We start from the raw sequence: 18,570 nt of genomic DNA, 5'->3' as shown, positions 1-18,570 counted from the left end.
TTTTAGTCCGTCAGAAGCTTGCCCTGATTGAGCAGGTTCAGAATGATGGCCTGCTCATTTTGGGTGCCTCCAACTGTCAGGTCTACGTTGGTCAATGTGATCTTTTGCGTGAAGGCGCCAGAACCTGAAGGTCGGATATCCACGACCGTATCGGTCCCAGATCGTGTGAAATTCAGATAGTCGCCGAGATTACCAGTGCCTCCCGTGCGGTTTTCGCCTTGCAGGATGTCCCTCAGATCCAGCATATCGCCACCAGCCGTTCTGGCTGCCATGTTGAAGTCAGTGATGGCATCATTGGCTGGAGTCTGACCCGTGCCCACGTCTGCCAATCTCCATACAAAGGTATCGGCACCGGCACCACCCGACAGATTGTCATTGCCTGCCCCTCCAACAAGGGTGTCATTTCCACTACTGCCAGACAGCGTGTCATTGCCCGCCAAGCCGTAAAGTGCATCAGCCCCTGCACTCCCGGTCAGAATATCGGCGCCTGCAGTGCCGACCACACCAGTGCCAGACTCCTGCGCCGTCACCGTGGTCAAAGTGTCGTAAACAGTAGCCGTCACGGCAACTGTGGCCGCCCCCGTGAAACCGCTCGGCAACGTCATATTGAGCCCTGTGACTGTCACTGCATGAGTAACTGGATCTTCAGTCACGGTATAGCCTATGGATCCCGTCAAAGGCAGTGTCCACGTCCCGTTGGACCCCAATACGCCACCCGAAAGCGTCGCACCGGCTGGAACAGAAACCACCACTGCGCTGACGTTTTCCGAATAGTCCACGTCCGACGGCGTTACGTTGATCGTCACCGGGACAGTGGTTGTCTGGAAGCTAATGCGGTTGATAAGGTAGTCGTCTCCCACGCCCGGAGCCGTGAAATCGATTCGGCTGATCAGAGCATTATTGGCCCCTGTCACTATGAAGGCGGGATCTACCTGATCTGTCTGACCATTGACGGTGCCGGTGCCAATCGCAGCGCCGGCAGCGTTGTATAGCGTATAGGTTGCCCGCTCTCCAGTAGCCAGCCACGCAAGTTGGATGGTGGCCGAAGAAACCGCCCTGGTGAAATTGACTGACACGCGCTCGGAAGCATTGTTCAAGAATCCAATTTCACTGTCAGCTCCGCTACTTGCACCTTGAACACCAAAGCCCGCCGCAGCCTGACCGGTAACGGTGCTCAATGTCGCCACAGACCCATTCAGTCCGTACGCCGTGACGGAAAACCCCTGCGTTGTCGAAGTGACATTAGCGGTGGTGATGTCCACCGTATTGGTGGTTGCAGCGCCAAGCGACACCGCGACAGCAGGAGCGTCTGCCACTGGTGCAATGCCGACATTAACCGTTGTCGACGCTACGCTACCCTTACCGTCAGAAACAATTACCGTAAAGCTATCGCTTCCCGAGTAGTCCTTTTGCGGTGTGTAGGTATACGAACCATCGGAATTCACCACCACCGAGCCACGCAAGGGATCGCTGCCCTTTTGATAAGTCAATGGATCCCCATCCACATCCACCGCAGCAACCCTCCCAGTCAACCCAGTGTCTTCACGCCCAGAAACGGTGTAGCTACCCGAAACAGGATTGAAATTCTGCTCCGGAACGTCCAAGAAACTAATGCCCTTCTGAGCATCGATCCGGATCGTGACAGAAGACGTTGCAGTATCCCCATCCTTGTCTGTAATGGTGTAAGAGAAGGTCTGTGAAAAACTCTGCCCCTGCGTCATTGCATCACGAGTCGCGCGATTCACTGTGAAATCGTATGTGCCGTCCGCCCGGGCCGTCATCGTTCCGTAAGTGCTTGTCAAAGCACCCCAGGTAACGGATGCCAAACCGTCAGCACCTGCTTGCGCTACCACTGATCCAGTGACTGTTGGCAGGCTATCCGTAGACTGAACACTGCCCCAGATCTCGTACCGGTTTGTCGCACTCTCATCCGTCGCGATCGTATTGACTATATTCCCCTGAGCGTCGCGGAAGCCCTCTAGACGAAAAGCGTATTTTTGCGTTCCGATTTGCAAAATCACGTCCTGAGCAGGAAGCGTAATGATGTCGCGTGAGGCAACTGGATCAGTGGAGTTTGGTGTTTCCAGATGGTCAACGAGCACAGAGAACCGTACCGTCTCTGTCACCCCATTGATCGTGACCTTCATAGACATCTCAAGATTCACACGGTCTAGCGGAGACCCAGTCACCGGCCAGTTTTCATGTGTGAAATCCGCGAGCTTGAAAGCAGTGCCTGCCTTTACAGTCGCCCCAGCAACCGTCGAAAATACATTACTATCGATCAAAGAATAACTAGAGCGGTTGTTATTCTGGGTTGCAGTGCCCCACACCACACTGTCGGCAAAACTGTCGACATCAGTATTGACAGTAGTCGCAGACGCACCATTCTCCAGAACCGCGCTAGTCCAGCCGGCCTCCAGAGAACGAACAATGATCTGATCAGCCTGGACTGTCAAAGTCGATACGCTGGACGAAGCCACTGGGCTGTCATCCTCGATCCGGACAGACAAAACACCAGTTGTCATGATGCGCCCATCGGTCGCTTTGACACCGATGTCAAAACTGAGAACATCCTCCTGGTTTTGGACAGGGTGGTCCAGAGGACGGCTCAGAGTGACTGTGTACTGACCTCTTGAATCAATCGCGATTCGGAGTACTTCAACCCCGCCAACAGCGCCCACCAGAACACCTGTATCAACCCCCGTCCACTGAAGCGACTGCCCGCCAGACGTGAGTGTGGCCAAGGGTCTGGCAAGAGCGACCGTGGTCAAGTCACCATCGATATCCGTAACATGCACTGACCCAGAGAAGATGCGAGCGTCAGTCGTATCCCCTGCACCTGCTGCGTCCTTCAGCCCCGCTGACAGACCTTCTTCAGAAACGATCGCGAGATCACCCACTACTTGCGGCGCGTCGTTCACCGGCGTCACATCAAAGCGCAGTGTGTTCGGGGTGCTGTCGTACGCCCCTGCCGTGTCTTGCACGCTGAACGTCACCCGCGCGTAGTCCGCGCCGCTGGCGTTGGCCGCCGGACTGAACTGCAGCTGCCCCAGTTGCGCCGCGCTGATCACCGCTCCGGCCTGCACCGCCACTCCGTTCAGCGTCAGGCTGCCCGCGGCCGGCACGCTGTCGATGCGCACTGCCGCCAGCTGTTGTCCTGCGTCCTGATCACTGAACCCGAAGTCTTGCGCGCTCAGGCTCACGCTGCTGTCTTCTGCCAGCGTGAAGGTCTTGTCCGCACCTTGCGGTGCGCTGTTGCTTCCCACGTTCACCGTCACCGTCGCGCTGGAGACCGCCCCTTGGCTGTCCACGATGTCGTACGTGATCCGCACCGCCCCGCTCACGTTCACCCCAGGCGTGAACTTCAGGGTCCCGTCGCTGTTGACCTCTACGCTGCCTTGCGCTGGGTTTTCCAGTCGCGCTCCTGTCACCCGCAGGCTGTCTGCCGGCAGGTCCGCGTCTGTGTCGTTGCCCAGTACGTTGATCGACAGCACCGGTGTGTTGATCGCCGTCGCCGCCGTGTCATCCACCGCCACTGGCGCGTCGTTCACCGGCGTCACATCAAAGCGCAGTGTGTTCGGGGTGCTGTCGTACGCCCCTGCCGTGTCTTGCACGCTGAACGTCACCCGCGCGTAGTCCGCGCCGCTGGCGTTGGCCGCCGGACTGAACTGCAGCTGCCCCAGTTGCGCCGCGCTGATCACCGCTCCGGCCTGCACCGCCACTCCGTTCAGCGTCAGGCTGCCCGCGGCCGGCACGCTGTCGATGCGCACTGCCGCCAGCTGTTGTCCTGCGTCCTGATCACTGAACCCGAAGTCTTGCGCGCTCAGGCTCACGCTGCTGTCTTCTGCCAGCGTGAAGGTCTTGTCCGCACCTTGCGGTGCGCTGTTGCTTCCCACGTTCACCGTCACCGTCGCGCTGGAGACCGCCCCTTGGCTGTCCACGATGTCGTACGTGATCCGCACCGCCCCGCTCACGTTCACCCCAGGCGTGAACTTCAGGGTCCCGTCGCTGTTGACCTCTACGCTGCCTTGCGCTGGGTTTTCCAGTCGCGCTCCTGTCACCCGCAGGCTGTCTGCCGGCAGGTCCGCGTCTGTGTCGTTGCCCAGTACGTTGATCGACAGCACCGGTGTGTTGATCGCCGTCGCCGCCGTGTCATCCACCGCCACTGGCGCGTCGTTCACCGGCGTCACATCAAAGCGCAGTGTGTTCGGGGTGCTGTCGTACGCCCCTGCCGTGTCTTGCACGCTGAACGTCACCCGCGCGTAGTCCGCGCCGCTGGCGTTGGCCGCCGGACTGAACTGCAGCTGCCCCAGTTGCGCCGCGCTGATCACCGCTCCGGCCTGCACCGCCACTCCGTTCAGCGTCAGGCTGCCCGCGGCCGGCACGCTGTCGATGCGCACTGCCGCCAGCTGTTGTCCTGCGTCCTGATCACTGAACCCGAAGTCTTGCGCGCTCAGGCTCACGCTGCTGTCTTCTGCCAGCGTGAAGGTCTTGTCCGCACCTTGCGGTGCGCTGTTGCTTCCCACGTTCACCGTCACCGTCGCGCTGGAGACCGCCCCTTGGCTGTCCACGATGTCGTACGTGATCCGCACCGCCCCGCTCACGTTCACCCCAGGCGTGAACTTCAGGGTCCCGTCGCTGTTGACCTCTACGCTGCCTTGCGCTGGGTTTTCCAGTCGCGCTCCTGTCACCCGCAGGCTGTCTGCCGGCAGGTCCGCGTCTGTGTCGTTGCCCAGTACGTTGATCGACAGCACCGGTGTGTTGATCGCCGTCGCCGCCGTGTCATCCACCGCCACTGGCGCGTCGTTCACCGGCGTCACATCAAAGCGCAGTGTGTTCGGGGTGCTGTCGTACGCCCCTGCCGTGTCTTGCACGCTGAACGTCACCCGCGCGTAGTCCGCGCCGCTGGCGTTGGCCGCCGGACTGAACTGCAGCTGCCCCAGTTGCGCCGCGCTGATCACCGCTCCGGCCTGCACCGCCACTCCGTTCAGCGTCAGGCTGCCCGCGGCCGGCACGCTGTCGATGCGCACTGCCGCCAGCTGTTGTCCTGCGTCCTGATCACTGAACCCGAAGTCTTGCGCGCTCAGGCTCACGCTGCTGTCTTCTGCCAGCGTGAAGGTCTTGTCCGCACCTTGCGGTGCGCTGTTGCTTCCCACGTTCACCGTCACCGTCGCGCTGGAGACCGCCCCTTGGCTGTCCACGATGTCGTACGTGATCCGCACCGCCCCGCTCACGTTCACCCCAGGCGTGAACTTCAGGGTCCCGTCGCTGTTGACCTCTACGCTGCCTTGCGCTGGGTTTTCCAGTCGCGCTCCTGTCACCCGCAGGCTGTCTGCCGGCAGGTCCGCGTCTGTGTCGTTGCCCAGTACGTTGATCGACAGCACCGGTGTGTTGATCGCCGTCGCCGCCGTGTCATCCACCGCCACTGGCGCGTCGTTCACCGGCGTCACATCAAAGCGCAGTGTGTTCGGGGTGCTGTCGTACGCCCCTGCCGTGTCTTGCACGCTGAACGTCACCCGCGCGTAGTCCGCGCCGCTGGCGTTGGCCGCCGGACTGAACTGCAGCTGCCCCAGTTGCGCCGCGCTGATCACCGCTCCGGCCTGCACCGCCACTCCGTTCAGCGTCAGGCTGCCCGCGGCCGGCACGCTGTCGATGCGCACTGCCGCCAGCTGTTGTCCTGCGTCCTGATCACTGAACCCGAAGTCTTGCGCGCTCAGGCTCACGCTGCTGTCTTCTGCCAGCGTGAAGGTCTTGTCCGCACCTTGCGGTGCGCTGTTGCTTCCCACGTTCACCGTCACCGTCGCGCTGGAGACCGCCCCTTGGCTGTCCACGATGTCGTACGTGATCCGCACCGCCCCGCTCACGTTCACCCCAGGCGTGAACTTCAGGGTCCCGTCGCTGTTGACCTCTACGCTGCCTTGCGCTGGGTTTTCCAGTCGCGCTCCTGTCACCCGCAGGCTGTCTGCCGGCAGGTCCGCGTCTGTGTCGTTGCCCAGTACGTTGATCGACAGCACCGGTGTGTTGATCGCCGTCGCCGCCGTGTCATCCACCGCCACTGGCGCGTCGTTCACCGGCGTCACATCAAAGCGCAGTGTGTTCGGGGTGCTGTCGTACGCCCCTGCCGTGTCTTGCACGCTGAACGTCACCCGCGCGTAGTCCGCGCCGCTGGCGTTGGCCGCCGGACTGAACTGCAGCTGCCCCAGTTGCGCCGCGCTGATCACCGCTCCGGCCTGCACCGCCACTCCGTTCAGCGTCAGGCTGCCCGCGGCCGGCACGCTGTCGATGCGCACTGCCGCCAGCTGTTGTCCTGCGTCCTGATCACTGAACCCGAAGTCTTGCGCGCTCAGGCTCACGCTGCTGTCTTCTGCCAGCGTGAAGGTCTTGTCCGCACCTTGCGGTGCGCTGTTGCTTCCCACGTTCACCGTCACCGTCGCGCTGGAGACCGCCCCTTGGCTGTCCACGATGTCGTACGTGATCCGCACCGCCCCGCTCACGTTCACCCCAGGCGTGAACTTCAGGGTCCCGTCGCTGTTGACCTCTACGCTGCCTTGCGCTGGGTTTTCCAGTCGCGCTCCTGTCACCCGCAGGCTGTCTGCCGGCAGGTCCGCGTCTGTGTCGTTGCCCAGTACGTTGATCGACAGCACCGGTGTGTTGATCGCCGTCGCCGCCGTGTCATCCACCGCCACTGGCGCGTCGTTCACCGGCGTCACATCAAAGCGCAGTGTGTTCGGGGTGCTGTCGTACGCCCCTGCCGTGTCTTGCACGCTGAACGTCACCCGCGCGTAGTCCGCGCCGCTGGCGTTGGCCGCCGGACTGAACTGCAGCTGCCCCAGTTGCGCCGCGCTGATCACCGCTCCGGCCTGCACCGCCACTCCGTTCAGCGTCAGGCTGCCCGCGGCCGGCACGCTGTCGATGCGCACTGCCGCCAGCTGTTGTCCTGCGTCCTGATCACTGAACCCGAAGTCTTGCGCGCTCAGGCTCACGCTGCTGTCTTCTGCCAGCGTGAAGGTCTTGTCCGCACCTTGCGGTGCGCTGTTGCTTCCCACGTTCACCGTCACCGTCGCGCTGGAGACCGCCCCTTGGCTGTCCACGATGTCGTACGTGATCCGCACCGCCCCGCTCACGTTCACCCCAGGCGTGAACTTCAGGGTCCCGTCGCTGTTGACCTCTACGCTGCCTTGCGCTGGGTTTTCCAGTCGCGCTCCTGTCACCCGCAGGCTGTCTGCCGGCAGGTCCGCGTCTGTGTCGTTGCCCAGTACGTTGATCGACAGCACCGGTGTGTTGATCGCCGTCGCCGCCGTGTCATCCACCGCCACTGGCGCGTCGTTCACCGGCGTCACATCAAAGCGCAGTGTGTTCGGGGTGCTGTCGTACGCCCCTGCCGTGTCTTGCACGCTGAACGTCACCCGCGCGTAGTCCGCGCCGCTGGCGTTGGCCGCCGGACTGAACTGCAGCTGCCCCAGTTGCGCCGCGCTGATCACCGCTCCGGCCTGCACCGCCACTCCGTTCAGCGTCAGGCTGCCCGCGGCCGGCACGCTGTCGATGCGCACTGCCGCCAGCTGTTGTCCTGCGTCCTGATCACTGAACCCGAAGTCTTGCGCGCTCAGGCTCACGCTGCTGTCTTCTGCCAGCGTGAAGGTCTTGTCCGCACCTTGCGGTGCGCTGTTGCTTCCCACGTTCACCGTCACCGTCGCGCTGGAGACCGCCCCTTGGCTGTCCACGATGTCGTACGTGATCCGCACCGCCCCGCTCACGTTCACCCCAGGCGTGAACTTCAGGGTCCCGTCGCTGTTGACCTCTACGCTGCCTTGCGCTGGGTTTTCCAGTCGCGCTCCTGTCACCCGCAGGCTGTCTGCCGGCAGGTCCGCGTCTGTGTCGTTGCCCAGTACGTTGATCGACAGCACCGGTGTGTTGATCGCCGTCGCCGCCGTGTCATCCACCGCCACTGGCGCGTCGTTCACCGGCGTCACATCAAAGCGCAGTGTGTTCGGGGTGCTGTCGTACGCCCCTGCCGTGTCTTGCACGCTGAACGTCACCCGCGCGTAGTCCGCGCCGCTGGCGTTGGCCGCCGGACTGAACTGCAGCTGCCCCAGTTGCGCCGCGCTGATCACCGCTCCGGCCTGCACCGCCACTCCGTTCAGCGTCAGGCTGCCCGCGGCCGGCACGCTGTCGATGCGCACTGCCGCCAGCTGTTGTCCTGCGTCCTGATCACTGAACCCGAAGTCTTGCGCGCTCAGGCTCACGCTGCTGTCTTCTGCCAGCGTGAAGGTCTTGTCCGCACCTTGCGGTGCGCTGTTGCTTCCCACGTTCACCGTCACCGTCGCGCTGGAGACCGCCCCTTGGCTGTCCACGATGTCGTACGTGATCCGCACCGCCCCGCTCACGTTCACCCCAGGCGTGAACTTCAGGGTCCCGTCGCTGTTGACCTCTACGCTGCCTTGCGCTGGGTTTTCCAGTCGCGCTCCTGTCACCCGCAGGCTGTCTGCCGGCAGGTCCGCGTCTGTGTCGTTGCCCAGTACGTTGATCGACAGCACCGGTGTGTTGATCGCCGTCGCCGCCGTGTCATCCACCGCCACTGGCGCGTCGTTCACCGGCGTCACATCAAAGCGCAGTGTGTTCGGGGTGCTGTCGTACGCCCCTGCCGTGTCTTGCACGCTGAACGTCACCCGCGCGTAGTCCGCGCCGCTGGCGTTGGCCGCCGGACTGAACTGCAGCTGCCCCAGTTGCGCCGCGCTGATCACCGCTCCGGCCTGCACCGCCACTCCGTTCAGCGTCAGGCTGCCCGCGGCCGGCACGCTGTCGATGCGCACTGCCGCCAGCTGTTGTCCTGCGTCCTGATCACTGAACCCGAAGTCTTGCGCGCTCAGGCTCACGCTGCTGTCTTCTGCCAGCGTGAAGGTCTTGTCCGCACCTTGCGGTGCGCTGTTGCTTCCCACGTTCACCGTCACCGTCGCGCTGGAGACCGCCCCTTGGCTGTCCACGATGTCGTACGTGATCCGCACCGCCCCGCTCACGTTCACCCCAGGCGTGAACTTCAGGGTCCCGTCGCTGTTGACCTCTACGCTGCCTTGCGCTGGGTTTTCCAGTCGCGCTCCTGTCACCCGCAGGCTGTCTGCCGGCAGGTCCGCGTCTGTGTCGTTGCCCAGTACGTTGATCGACAGCACCGGTGTGTTGATCGCCGTCGCCGCCGTGTCATCCACCGCCACTGGCGCGTCGTTCACCGGCGTCACGTCACCTGGAAAATGATCGTGCTGACCTGCCCGGCCGAGTCTCGGGCAGTAATAGTGAAGCTGTCTTCCCCGAAATAGTTGGGGCTAGGGGTGTATTCGTACGTCCCATCGGGGTTCACCACAACGGTTCCGTTGGTGGGGTCCGAACCTTTTTCGAAAGTCAACGCTCCCGCGTTAGGATCCGTGACTTGGACCTGTCCCCGGGACACGGTGTCCTCAGGCGTGGTGACAGCGGCGTTGGCCTCCGTCACCGGAGTGTTATCCGCGCCGACGAACGTGACAGCGACAGGCTCAGGCGTCGGATTGGTCGACTCGGACTGCTGGGAGGAGCTGGATGTGGTGTTGATGTCCTGCACCCCCTCATCAATACGGTCGAGCTGGACAAAGCTATGCCCCTCGCTGGCTCCTCCGCCCGACAGGCCGACTGCGGTGCTCTCGAGCCCCTGCAAGGGATCCTCGCCGCGCTCCAAAGACTGGATCACCCGGTCAATGGCTGCAGAGCCTTCTGCGGAAACTGCGGCCTCCGAGCGTTCGGGCACCGGAGCGCTGCCGAGCATTTCCGCGTCAGCGATCACATCCCGCGGCCCGGCCACCGAGATATCTCCCGTCGGCGTACGCATTTCCAGGATGGAACCGTCCGTCGTCACGACGCGCTGGCCTTCCTGGATCACATCTCCCACCTTGAGGGCTCGGAGCTGTCCCGAAGGCAGGCGGATAAAGGCCTCTCCAATCAGGGCGGTGATGGTGCCGGTGGCGGAAGCAGTGGTGGTGACTGTGGACATGGCAGATCGGGTAGTAGTTATTTAGATGCTACGCAACTAACGAATGCTTGCAAATTGGCCTTCAGAACAATGGCAAATGGGCCACGTTCGCAGTTTTATCTGCAAAAGTGGCCCATAGTGCTTGTCAGACGGTCTTTTTGCGCTACAAATTTGATATCAAAATCAGCGAACGCCGTGAACACGCAAAGCCAGTTGCAGCCGATCAGCAACGCCCAGCTGTTCGAAGGCCGCCGAGAGATGGGCTTTGACTGTTCGAGGGGCTATTCCCAGCTGGCGGGCGATGGCATCGTTGGACTCCCCCATGGCGGCCAGACCAGCCACTTGGCGCTCCCGATCGGTCAGGCCGGTATGCCAATCGGCAGATCTGGGCTCAGATTGACCATGGAGCAGTCCGCGCAGCATCCGTGACAGAAGGCTGCGCCCCACCCAGAGCTCCCCGTCGGCAATGACCCTCAGGGCTGACTGAAGGGTTTCGAGGGGGGCGTAAACATGGCAAAAGCCACACACTCCCGCTCGCAACGCAGCCGCACCGGCCTGATCATCCGGCTGCCCCAAACCAGCGAGGACTGCGGTGGACCGCAGGCGCTCGCGCCAACCCGGATCGGACCACACCGGAAGACCGAGGCCGTCCACGTCCAGGAGTACGAGCCGACGCCCCTGCTGGCGCCACGGCTCAAGATCAGACAAGGCATGTCCGCGTACCAACGACCATTCCGCACCCAGCGCAGACCAGCGTTTGGCCAATGCGTCGTCGCGGGTCAATAACAAAAGGGGTTCGCCCATCATGTTCAGGGGTTTAGCGCTCTGTGAGAGCCCGTTGCTTGGCGCGCAGCACAGGCTTGAGAAGATAGGACAGCACGGTTTTCTTGCCTGTGACGATGTCCACCTCGGCCATCATGCCGGGCAATATCGGCAAATTCTGCTCACCGAACTCACTTTTTGTGGTGCGCACACGCACGAGGTAGAAGGAATTGCCTCGCTCATCCGTCACAGTGTCAGCGCCAATTTGCTCGACCTTGCCTTCCAAGGCACCATAGGTCGCAAATTCGTAGGCTGTGAATTTCACCACGGCTGGCTGCCCAGGCACGAGGAAGGCAATGTCGCGAGGAGACACTTTGGTTTCCAGCAATAGTGTGTCGTCACTGGGCACAACTTCCAGGATCTGCTTGCCCGGCTGGACCACACCACCCACGGTATTGGCCAGAAGCTGCTTGACGATCCCACGCACCGGAGATCGGATTTCTGCCTGCCGAACCTTGTCCGCCAGGCCTTCGCTGCCTGCATTGAGGGCACTGAGTTTTCCTCGGGTTTCCGACAGTTCGCTGCGCGCCTGGTTACGAATGGCCAAATCCACTTCCTCCAGCTTGCGCTGGGCTTCCAGGATTGCGGACTGGATTCGCGGGATCTGCGCACTGGCCATGTCACGTTCACCGCGAAAACGCGATACGTCGCGCTCCAGCCGAAGCAGCTCGACCTCGGATACAGCCCCAGTACGCGCCAAAGGCCGGGTGACTTCGAGCTCCTTGGCCGTGAGCTGGTAGCTCTGGGCAGCCTGCTGCTGCTTGGATTGGACTTCTGCGAGTTCCTGGCGCCGTTGTGCCAGTTGCTGCCTGGCCACGCCCACCGTTGCATCTAATTCGGCCCGGCGCGATTCATACGCCGCACGCTCTTGCTCGACCAAGTCTGGCGCCACCTGTTTCAGCTCGTCCGACACAGAAAAGGGTTTGCCCGAGGCCAGTGCTTCCAAACGCGCAGCGCGTGCCTGGAGTGCATAGGCCTGCGCCTGGTTTTCACGCAACGACGATGCAAACCGGATCGGGTCAATCCGCAGCAAGACCTGACCCGCCTCGACACGCTGGCCCTCACGCACCAGGATTTCTGAAACGATACCGCCGTCCAGGCTCTGTATCTGCTGCACCTGCTTCGACGGGATCACCCGGCCTTCGCCACGCGCCACCTCGTCGATGCGCGCCAGCGCAGCCCAGACAAGCAGCAGGATCAGCACCAGCAGCGTGACCCACACGGCCAGACGGGCACCCCGCGCACGCTGCTCATGGATCGCCCAGGCAGCATCTGCGTCAAAGTCACGGTCATCGTGCAACTCGGAGCGCTCCGCTCCGTCCATCCATCGATCAAATGCCCGGCCCACACGATCCGCAACGCGTCCCCACCAGCGGCTCAAGCGACGGCTGAACGCGCCTCTCCCCTGAGGGGCGCCTGCAGCAGTCGGGGGGGCAACTGGGTTTGGTGTCATATCCTGCATCACGATGCCTTGCCGATACGGCCCCGCTGGAGTGCCTCGACGACCTGCGCCTTGGGCCCGTCAGCGACGATCTGACCCGCGTCCAGCACGATGAGACGATCGACCAGGTCCAGCAAGGACGTTCGATGGGTGACCAGGAGCATCGTCTTGTGCCGCGCATACGCCGCCAGGCGGCTCTTGAGGCGCTCCTCGCTTTGGTGGTCCATGCTGGACGAAGGCTCATCCAGCAACAGAATAGGCGGGTCTCCCAGCAAGGCGCGTGCGATGGCAACAGCCTGGCGCTGGCCGCCGGACAATGACTCGCCACGTTCACTAATCAACATGTCGTACCCCTGCGGGTGGCTGTTGGCGAACTCGTCCACGCCAGCGACGTCGGCAGCGGCAAGGATTGCGGCGTCATCCATGAAGGCGGTGCCCAAGGTGATGTTGTGCCTCAAGCTGCCATAAAACAAGCTGATGTCCTGGGGCACAAACCCGATGGCGCGGCGCAATTCCGCCGGGTCCAGCTGACGCGTATCAATGCCGTCCACCAAGACCTGCCCACGCGTGGGTTGCCACAAGCCCAGCACGAGCTTTTCCAGTGTGGTCTTGCCCGAGCCCACGCGGCCAATGACTCCGACTTTTTCGCCGGGCTGGATTTTCAGAGTAATGCCCTGGAGCACCGACTGTTCACGCTCCGGGTAGCCGAAATGCACATCCTTGAACTCAATTCCTCCCCGGAAATGCGCACGATGCACAAAAGGTGCATCGACAGGGCGCTCCACGGGCATGTTCATGGTCTGCTCCACCGACTCCAGCGAGGTGCGCGCCTGGTGGTATTGGGTCAGCAGGGCGGCAACTTGCCCAAGTGGCGCCAACGCACGCCCTGAAAGCATGGAGGCGGCGATGATGCCCCCCATGGAGATGCCAGCATCCTGCAACTGGTACACCCCAACGATGATGACCGCCACGGACACCAGCTGCAGCACGAACTGTGCAAAGTTGACATTGCCGGACGAGAGCAGCTTCAGGCGGGACCCCACCTGTGCCAAAAACATCGTTGCCCGCTCCCACTGGCGCTGAACGGCGCCTTCGGCGCCCAGCGTCTTGACTGTTTCAAGGCTCACCAGACTTTCCACCAGCACAGCATTGCGCTGCGCTGCGGCGCGGTAGGTAGTCTGGGTCAGGTCGTGCATCTTGTGCTGCACCAGCAGCGACACCACCACCACAATCACGATGCCGAAGAGCGGGGGGACCACGACCCAGGGAGAAATCCACAGCATCGCTGCAAGGAACAGCACGACAAACGGCAAATCGACCAAGGTGGTCAGCGTGGCCGACGCTATGAAATCGCGCACGGATTCGAAACTGCGCAGATTGGAGGCAAAGGAACCCGCAGAGGCAGGGCGCGCGTCCATGCGCACCCCCAGCACCTTTTCCATGAGCTGGGAAGACAGCTGGATATCCACGCGCTTGCTGGCCGAATCCACGATGTAGGCACGGATGGTGCGCAGCACGAAATCGAACACCAGAATCAGGAAGACCCCGACCGCCAGCACCCACAGTGTCTCTACAGCACGGTTCGGTACGACCCGGTCATAGACATTCATGGAAAAGAGAGGAATCGCCAGCGCGAACAGATTGACCGCAAGCGCGGCCAGCAATGCATCGCGATACAGGCGCCAGTTCTGCAAAATGGCACCCCAAAACCAGTGGCGCTCACGCAAGGCCCGCACCTGGGGCGCCCGGGCCTCGAAGCGAAACCGTGGACGAACCAGCACCGTCACGCCTGTGTACTCGGCAGCAAGGTCCTCGACGGCGATCTCCTGCGCCGACTCCCCGAACTCAGGGCGGCGAATACGCAGACGGTCGCCAGGCAACCGCTCCAGCACCAGGCACGCCTGACCATCGCGCAACAGCGCAATCGCTGGAAGCTGTGCGGCGCCGAGTTGTTCGAGCTTGCGACGGACCAGCCGGGTGGCGAGGTGGGCACGCGCAGCGGCACGGGGCAATAGGGACGGGGAAAGTCGGTTGTCCACCAAGGGAAGACCTGCGGTCAGGGCCTCAGCAGTCCAGGGCTGGCTGTGGATCTTCGTCAACGCCACTAGGCAATCGAGCAGCGGGTCTTCGTGAAGCAAACGCTCATCAGCAAATCGGACCGGGGGTGCCGTGGAAGAGCCGGCAGAAGCAAACGCGTGAGAGAAATCCATGTCGGGCAGCAAGCCCCCGGTCTGCCCGGGTTTATCGTGAAAGTAATCGGAAAGGCGATGCGCGCTAAATAACGTCGTCACCCGATAGCAAATCGAGTCCGTCGCGCAAGCGACCGCGCAGACCTTTTCGGGCAAGCAGCTTGCGCTGCGCTTCGTGAGGAAGATCTGTCAACCGCAGCACGTTTTTAGCAATGAGTGTATCGATCACATCTTCAAGTACCCGGATGAATTCAATATCCAAACCATCAAAACTAGGTGTACGCTCAGAAGCAGGCGATCCCGCAAGAAATTCACGAATCTGCAGATCGTCTGCATCCCGCCACTCATTCGCAGAAAAGCGGGCAGTACCAAAAATTGCAATAATGGCGCCGGAACTATTGCGCTCGACAAAAGGCATGAGGGTCGGGATCAAAAAAAGAATGCCACAACAGCTTTCTATAGACCAAAGACTGTACACACTTTCCAAAACTCCAATCTAGGGAAGGTGTGCAAAAACGCGTCTACGCTGCCTTCCAATCCGGTGTGAGCATGGCCCACCTCCAACTGATCTTGCGTCGGACCACGTAGAACAGCTTGGTTGGAGCCTCATCCCCAAGAAATAGCCCCTCGTTTTTGATCAGCTTCCTCAGCCCCATGCTCGCCAACTCGACAGCATGGGTAGCGTAGATGACCTATGACAGCGCCAGCGCCCATCAGGGTGTGCTCTTCCTCGATGAACTCCCCGAATTACCTCGCGCTGCGCTCGAAGCCCTGCGCGAGCCGCTGGAGACCGGCCACATCACCATCGCCCGGGCGGCGCAACGTGCGGAGTTTCCGGCCCGGGTCCAGATGATCGCGGTGATAAATCCGTGCCCCTGCGGCTTTCTGGGCTCCACACAGCGTGCCGAGCGCTGGCGCGCCAGGGCTGTACCAACCAGGCGCTGCAGGGCCAGGCCATCGACGCCCGCCTGCACCTGGACGATACGGCTGCCAAGTTCCTCAACACCGCTGCCGCGCGCCTGGGCTGGTCGGCCCGCAGCACGCACCGGGCGCTGAAGGTGGCGCGCACCATCGCCGACCTGGCGGGCGCGCCCACCACCGAGGTCAGCCACGTCGCCGAGGCCGTGCAATACCGCCGCGTGCTGCGCAGCCCGGCGTGAGCGGCGCTGGCGGCGTGGCACGCCCAACCGGAGCGGTGGTGCGGGCAGATATCAATTTGATAGCACCTAGCGCATGTTTCACTAGCGCCTGCGGCTGATTTCGATCAAAAAGAGGCGCTGCAGCACCTAGCGGGCACTGCGGGCCGGTCGCGGGGGCCCGGGCGCCCGGCACAATCTCCCCCCATGTCCAGCGTCCGTTCCTCCAAAAAATCCCCCTCGGTTCCCGCCCCCGCAGACACCGCAGCGCCCGCCAGCGAGCCCGTGGACACCGGCTTTTTGCGCACGCTGGTGGGCTACAACACGCGGCGCGCGGCGCTGTCCATCATTGCCGTGTTCATGGAACGCATGGCCGTGTACGACCTGAAGGTGGTGGATTTCTCGGTGCTGTCGCTGGTGGCGCACAACCCGGGCATCACCTCGCGCCAGCTGTGCGCCACGCTCAGCGTGCTGCCGCCCAACATGGTGGGCTTGATTGCGGCGCTGGAGCGGCGCGGCCTGATCGAGCGCCGCCCACACCCCAGCGACGGGCGTGCCATGGGCGTGCACCTGACGCCTGCCGGGGTGGAATTGACCGCGCAGGCCGAGCAGACGGCCGCGCAACTGGAAGAAGACGCTACCAACCGCCTGACGACGGCCGAGCGCAAGACGCTGATCCGGCTGCTGCAGAAAGTCTATGACGTGTGAGGCTCCTGCCACAACGCCGTCTTTTCCATGAGAACTCCGCTGCACTGACTGGGATGGCCCATGCATATACCGAGGACACGCTTTCTTTTGCCAGGATGCCGGTTGACGAGATGGCTTTCGGCGGCAGCGTGGTGGGCGGCTGGTTGCCTCATCGCCGCCCATGCGGGCACCCATCCACCCACCGGTACGTCCCGGGTCGTATCGATGCTGCCAAGCACCAGCTACGTCCTCCAGGCGGGGGATTTCGGGTTCAGCGATACCGGTGATTCGCCAGCCGATGCCTTTATTGCCGTCAAGATCAACACCCTGCCCTCTTTGGGCACTCTGACGCTGGATGGTGTCGCAGCCGTCGCCGGACAGTTGGTGGCCGTCAGTGACATCACCGCAGGAAAACTGGTCTACACCCCCTTGGCGGGCGCTACTGGAACGCCTTACGCGAGTCTGGACTTCCAGGTTCAGGACAACGGCTCCGGCAACAGCAATTCCGTCACGCTGCTCACCAATCAGGCGGTGATCGCGACAGCGCTGAACACGACCCAGACCGCCACTGTGGCATTACCCACACCCACCTATCCCGCCTTGCAGGTGCAGGGGCAATATTTGTCCGGCACCAACTCCTGGGGAACGTTTCAGCCGGGTGTAGTCACGGCGACTTCCACATTGTTCGGTGCGAGCGTGACTTTTCCGACGCGATACCTGGACGCCGTGGGGTCACCTTCAGCGCGCACTTCGCGATGGACATTCCAGACGGCATCCGGCCCCACTGCGGCCGCCGCTTTGGCCACCACCAACCGCACATTCACCTACGTGGTGGGTGTCGCGGGCCTGGGCGGGGCCGCCTGGGAAGACTTGAGCATCACCTCGGATGTCATGCTGACGGTGGTAGGAAACGGAGACGCGTTCAACACGAACGCCTATTCCCTGCTGGACGGCGTAGATACCAATGACGCCCTGGGCCTGACAGGCCATGTGATCTCCACCGCCACACCAAAAACTACCTCGCAGGGCTACACGTTCTTCTCACTGCCAGCGAATGTGTCCAGCGTTACGCTGACGGAGGCTGGCGACGACCCCCATGGCGTGGTTTTGGGGGTCGTGGAAACCACGTTGGTCACGCTGGACCCAGCGCCCAAGAATTTGGCATTCCACGTGGCGGCTGCGGCGCCGGCCGGACAAGCAGCCGCCATCCCGAGCTTGTCCCATGGGGGTTGGTTGCTGCTTTCGGTGGCGCTCGCGGCAATATCTGCACGGCGTGTCGGACGGCTGCACAAGCGCCACTGACACGCCCAACCGGTACTGCGTCGGACTCAGGCAGCGCCCGCGTCAGACGGGCGCAGGCGCCGGCTTGTCCAGCCCCAGCAAGCGCACCGCGTTGCCCTTCAGGATGCCGGGCATCACCTCGGGCTTGAAGCCCGCTTCCTGGAAGTCCTTCATCCAGCGCTCGGGCGTGATCAGCGGGTAGTCGCTGCCGAACAGCACGCGGTCCTTCAGCAGCGTGTTGGCGTACTGCACCAGCTGCTTCGGAAAATACTTGGGACTCCAGCCCGACAGGTCGATCCAGACATTGGGCTTGTGCGTGGCGACCGACAGCGCCTCGTCCTGCCACGGAAAGCTGGGGTGGGCCATGACGATCTGCATGTCGGGGAAGTCGATGGCCACGTCGTCCAGGTGCATGGGGTTGCTGTACTCCAGCCGCAGGCCGCCGCCGCAGCGCATGCCGCTGCCAATGCCGCTGTGGCCGGTGTGGAAGATGGCGGGCATGCCGTATTCGGCAATCACCTCGTAGATGGGCCAGGCCATCTTGTCGTAGGGGTGGTAGGCCTGCACCGTGGGGTGGAACTTGAAGCCCTTGATGCCGAACTCTTCAATCAGGCGGCGGGCTTCGCGCGCGCCCATCTTGCCCTTGTGCGGGTCGATGCTGGCGAAGGCCGTCATCATGTCGCTGTTGGCCTTGGCGGCCTCGGCGATCTCTTCGTTGGGGATGCGGCGGCGGCCCATCTTGGACTCAGCGTCCACCGTGAACATCACCAGGCCAATCTTCTGCTCGCGGTAGTAGGCCACCGTTTCGGCAATGGTGGGGCGGCGGCCGTTCTTGAAGTATTTGTCGGCGGCGCGGTCGTATTCCTCGCCGTAGTTGTCAAACGGGTTCCAGCAGCTCACCTCGGCGTGGGTGTGGATGTCGATGGCGATCAGATTGGCGTGGTCCATGCGTGTCTCCTGGGTTGGCGCCCGCCAGTGCGGCGTCAGACCCCAGCATGCGCCACGGCGCGTGACGCAGATCAA

The 18,570-nt window shown here is 62.6% G+C and carries 9 protein-coding genes and 1 pseudogene; 3 read left to right on the top strand and 7 right to left on the bottom strand.

Going from position 1 to position 18,570, the window contains the following annotated elements; genetic code table 11:
- Nucleotides 1-2: 2 nt before the first annotated feature.
- The 6 genes from C380_RS01300 to C380_RS24200 form a co-directional block, all read right to left on the bottom strand.
- A complete protein-coding gene (locus C380_RS01300; protein ID WP_015012088.1) occupies nt 3-9,230 on the bottom strand; it encodes an Ig-like domain-containing protein in 9,228 nt (3,075 codons plus the stop codon).
- Entirely contained in the window at nt 9,227-10,012 is a 786-nt protein-coding gene (locus tag C380_RS25440) for a retention module-containing protein (protein WP_015012087.1), read from the bottom strand. The genes C380_RS01300 and C380_RS25440 overlap by 4 nt, the downstream gene beginning before the upstream one ends.
- Before the next feature lie 162 nt (nt 10,013-10,174).
- Entirely contained in the window at nt 10,175-10,798 is a 624-nt protein-coding gene (locus C380_RS01290; protein ID WP_015012086.1) for a response regulator transcription factor, read from the bottom strand.
- 10 nt (nt 10,799-10,808) lie between these two features.
- Complete coding sequence (locus tag C380_RS01285; RefSeq protein WP_015012085.1) at nt 10,809-12,137, bottom strand: HlyD family type I secretion periplasmic adaptor subunit; 1,329 nt, start codon at nt 12,135-12,137, stop codon at nt 10,809-10,811.
- 137 nt (nt 12,138-12,274) lie between these two features.
- The gene (locus C380_RS01280; RefSeq protein ID WP_051022623.1) at nt 12,275-14,464 is read right to left on the bottom strand and encodes a type I secretion system permease/ATPase; all 2,190 of its coding nucleotides are present in this window, start codon (nt 14,462-14,464) and stop codon (nt 12,275-12,277) included.
- Between the two features lie 64 nt (nt 14,465-14,528).
- Nucleotides 14,529-14,861 (bottom strand): hypothetical protein, encoded by a 333-nt coding sequence (locus tag C380_RS24200; protein WP_083871643.1) that lies wholly within the window; start codon nt 14,859-14,861, stop codon nt 14,529-14,531.
- 290 nt (nt 14,862-15,151) lie between these two features.
- On the opposite strand from C380_RS24200, the pseudogene C380_RS24195 reads away from it, so the two are divergent.
- The 3 genes and pseudogenes from C380_RS24195 to C380_RS01260 form a co-directional block, all read left to right on the top strand.
- A pseudogene (locus C380_RS24195) lies at nt 15,152-15,603 on the top strand (ATP-binding protein); the annotation flags it as partial.
- 183 nt (nt 15,604-15,786) lie between these two features.
- Nucleotides 15,787-16,287, top strand: coding sequence for a MarR family winged helix-turn-helix transcriptional regulator (locus tag C380_RS01265; RefSeq protein WP_015012081.1), 501 nt, complete (start codon nt 15,787-15,789; stop codon nt 16,285-16,287).
- A gap of 204 nt (nt 16,288-16,491) precedes the next feature.
- Complete coding sequence (locus C380_RS01260; protein ID WP_015012080.1) at nt 16,492-17,568, top strand: hypothetical protein; 1,077 nt, start codon at nt 16,492-16,494, stop codon at nt 17,566-17,568.
- 42 nt (nt 17,569-17,610) lie between these two features.
- Here the strand turns inward: C380_RS01260 and C380_RS01255 are convergent, their stop codons facing one another.
- The gene (locus C380_RS01255; RefSeq protein WP_015012079.1) at nt 17,611-18,495 is read right to left on the bottom strand and encodes a 4-hydroxyphenyl-beta-ketoacyl-CoA hydrolase; all 885 of its coding nucleotides are present in this window, start codon (nt 18,493-18,495) and stop codon (nt 17,611-17,613) included.
- Between the last annotated feature and the right edge of the window lie 75 nt (nt 18,496-18,570).

The sequence above is a fragment of the Acidovorax sp. KKS102 genome, assembly GCF_000302535.1.
Lineage (GTDB): Bacteria > Pseudomonadota > Gammaproteobacteria > Burkholderiales > Burkholderiaceae_C > Acidovorax.
This window is presented reverse-complemented; position numbering and strand designations above follow the sequence as displayed.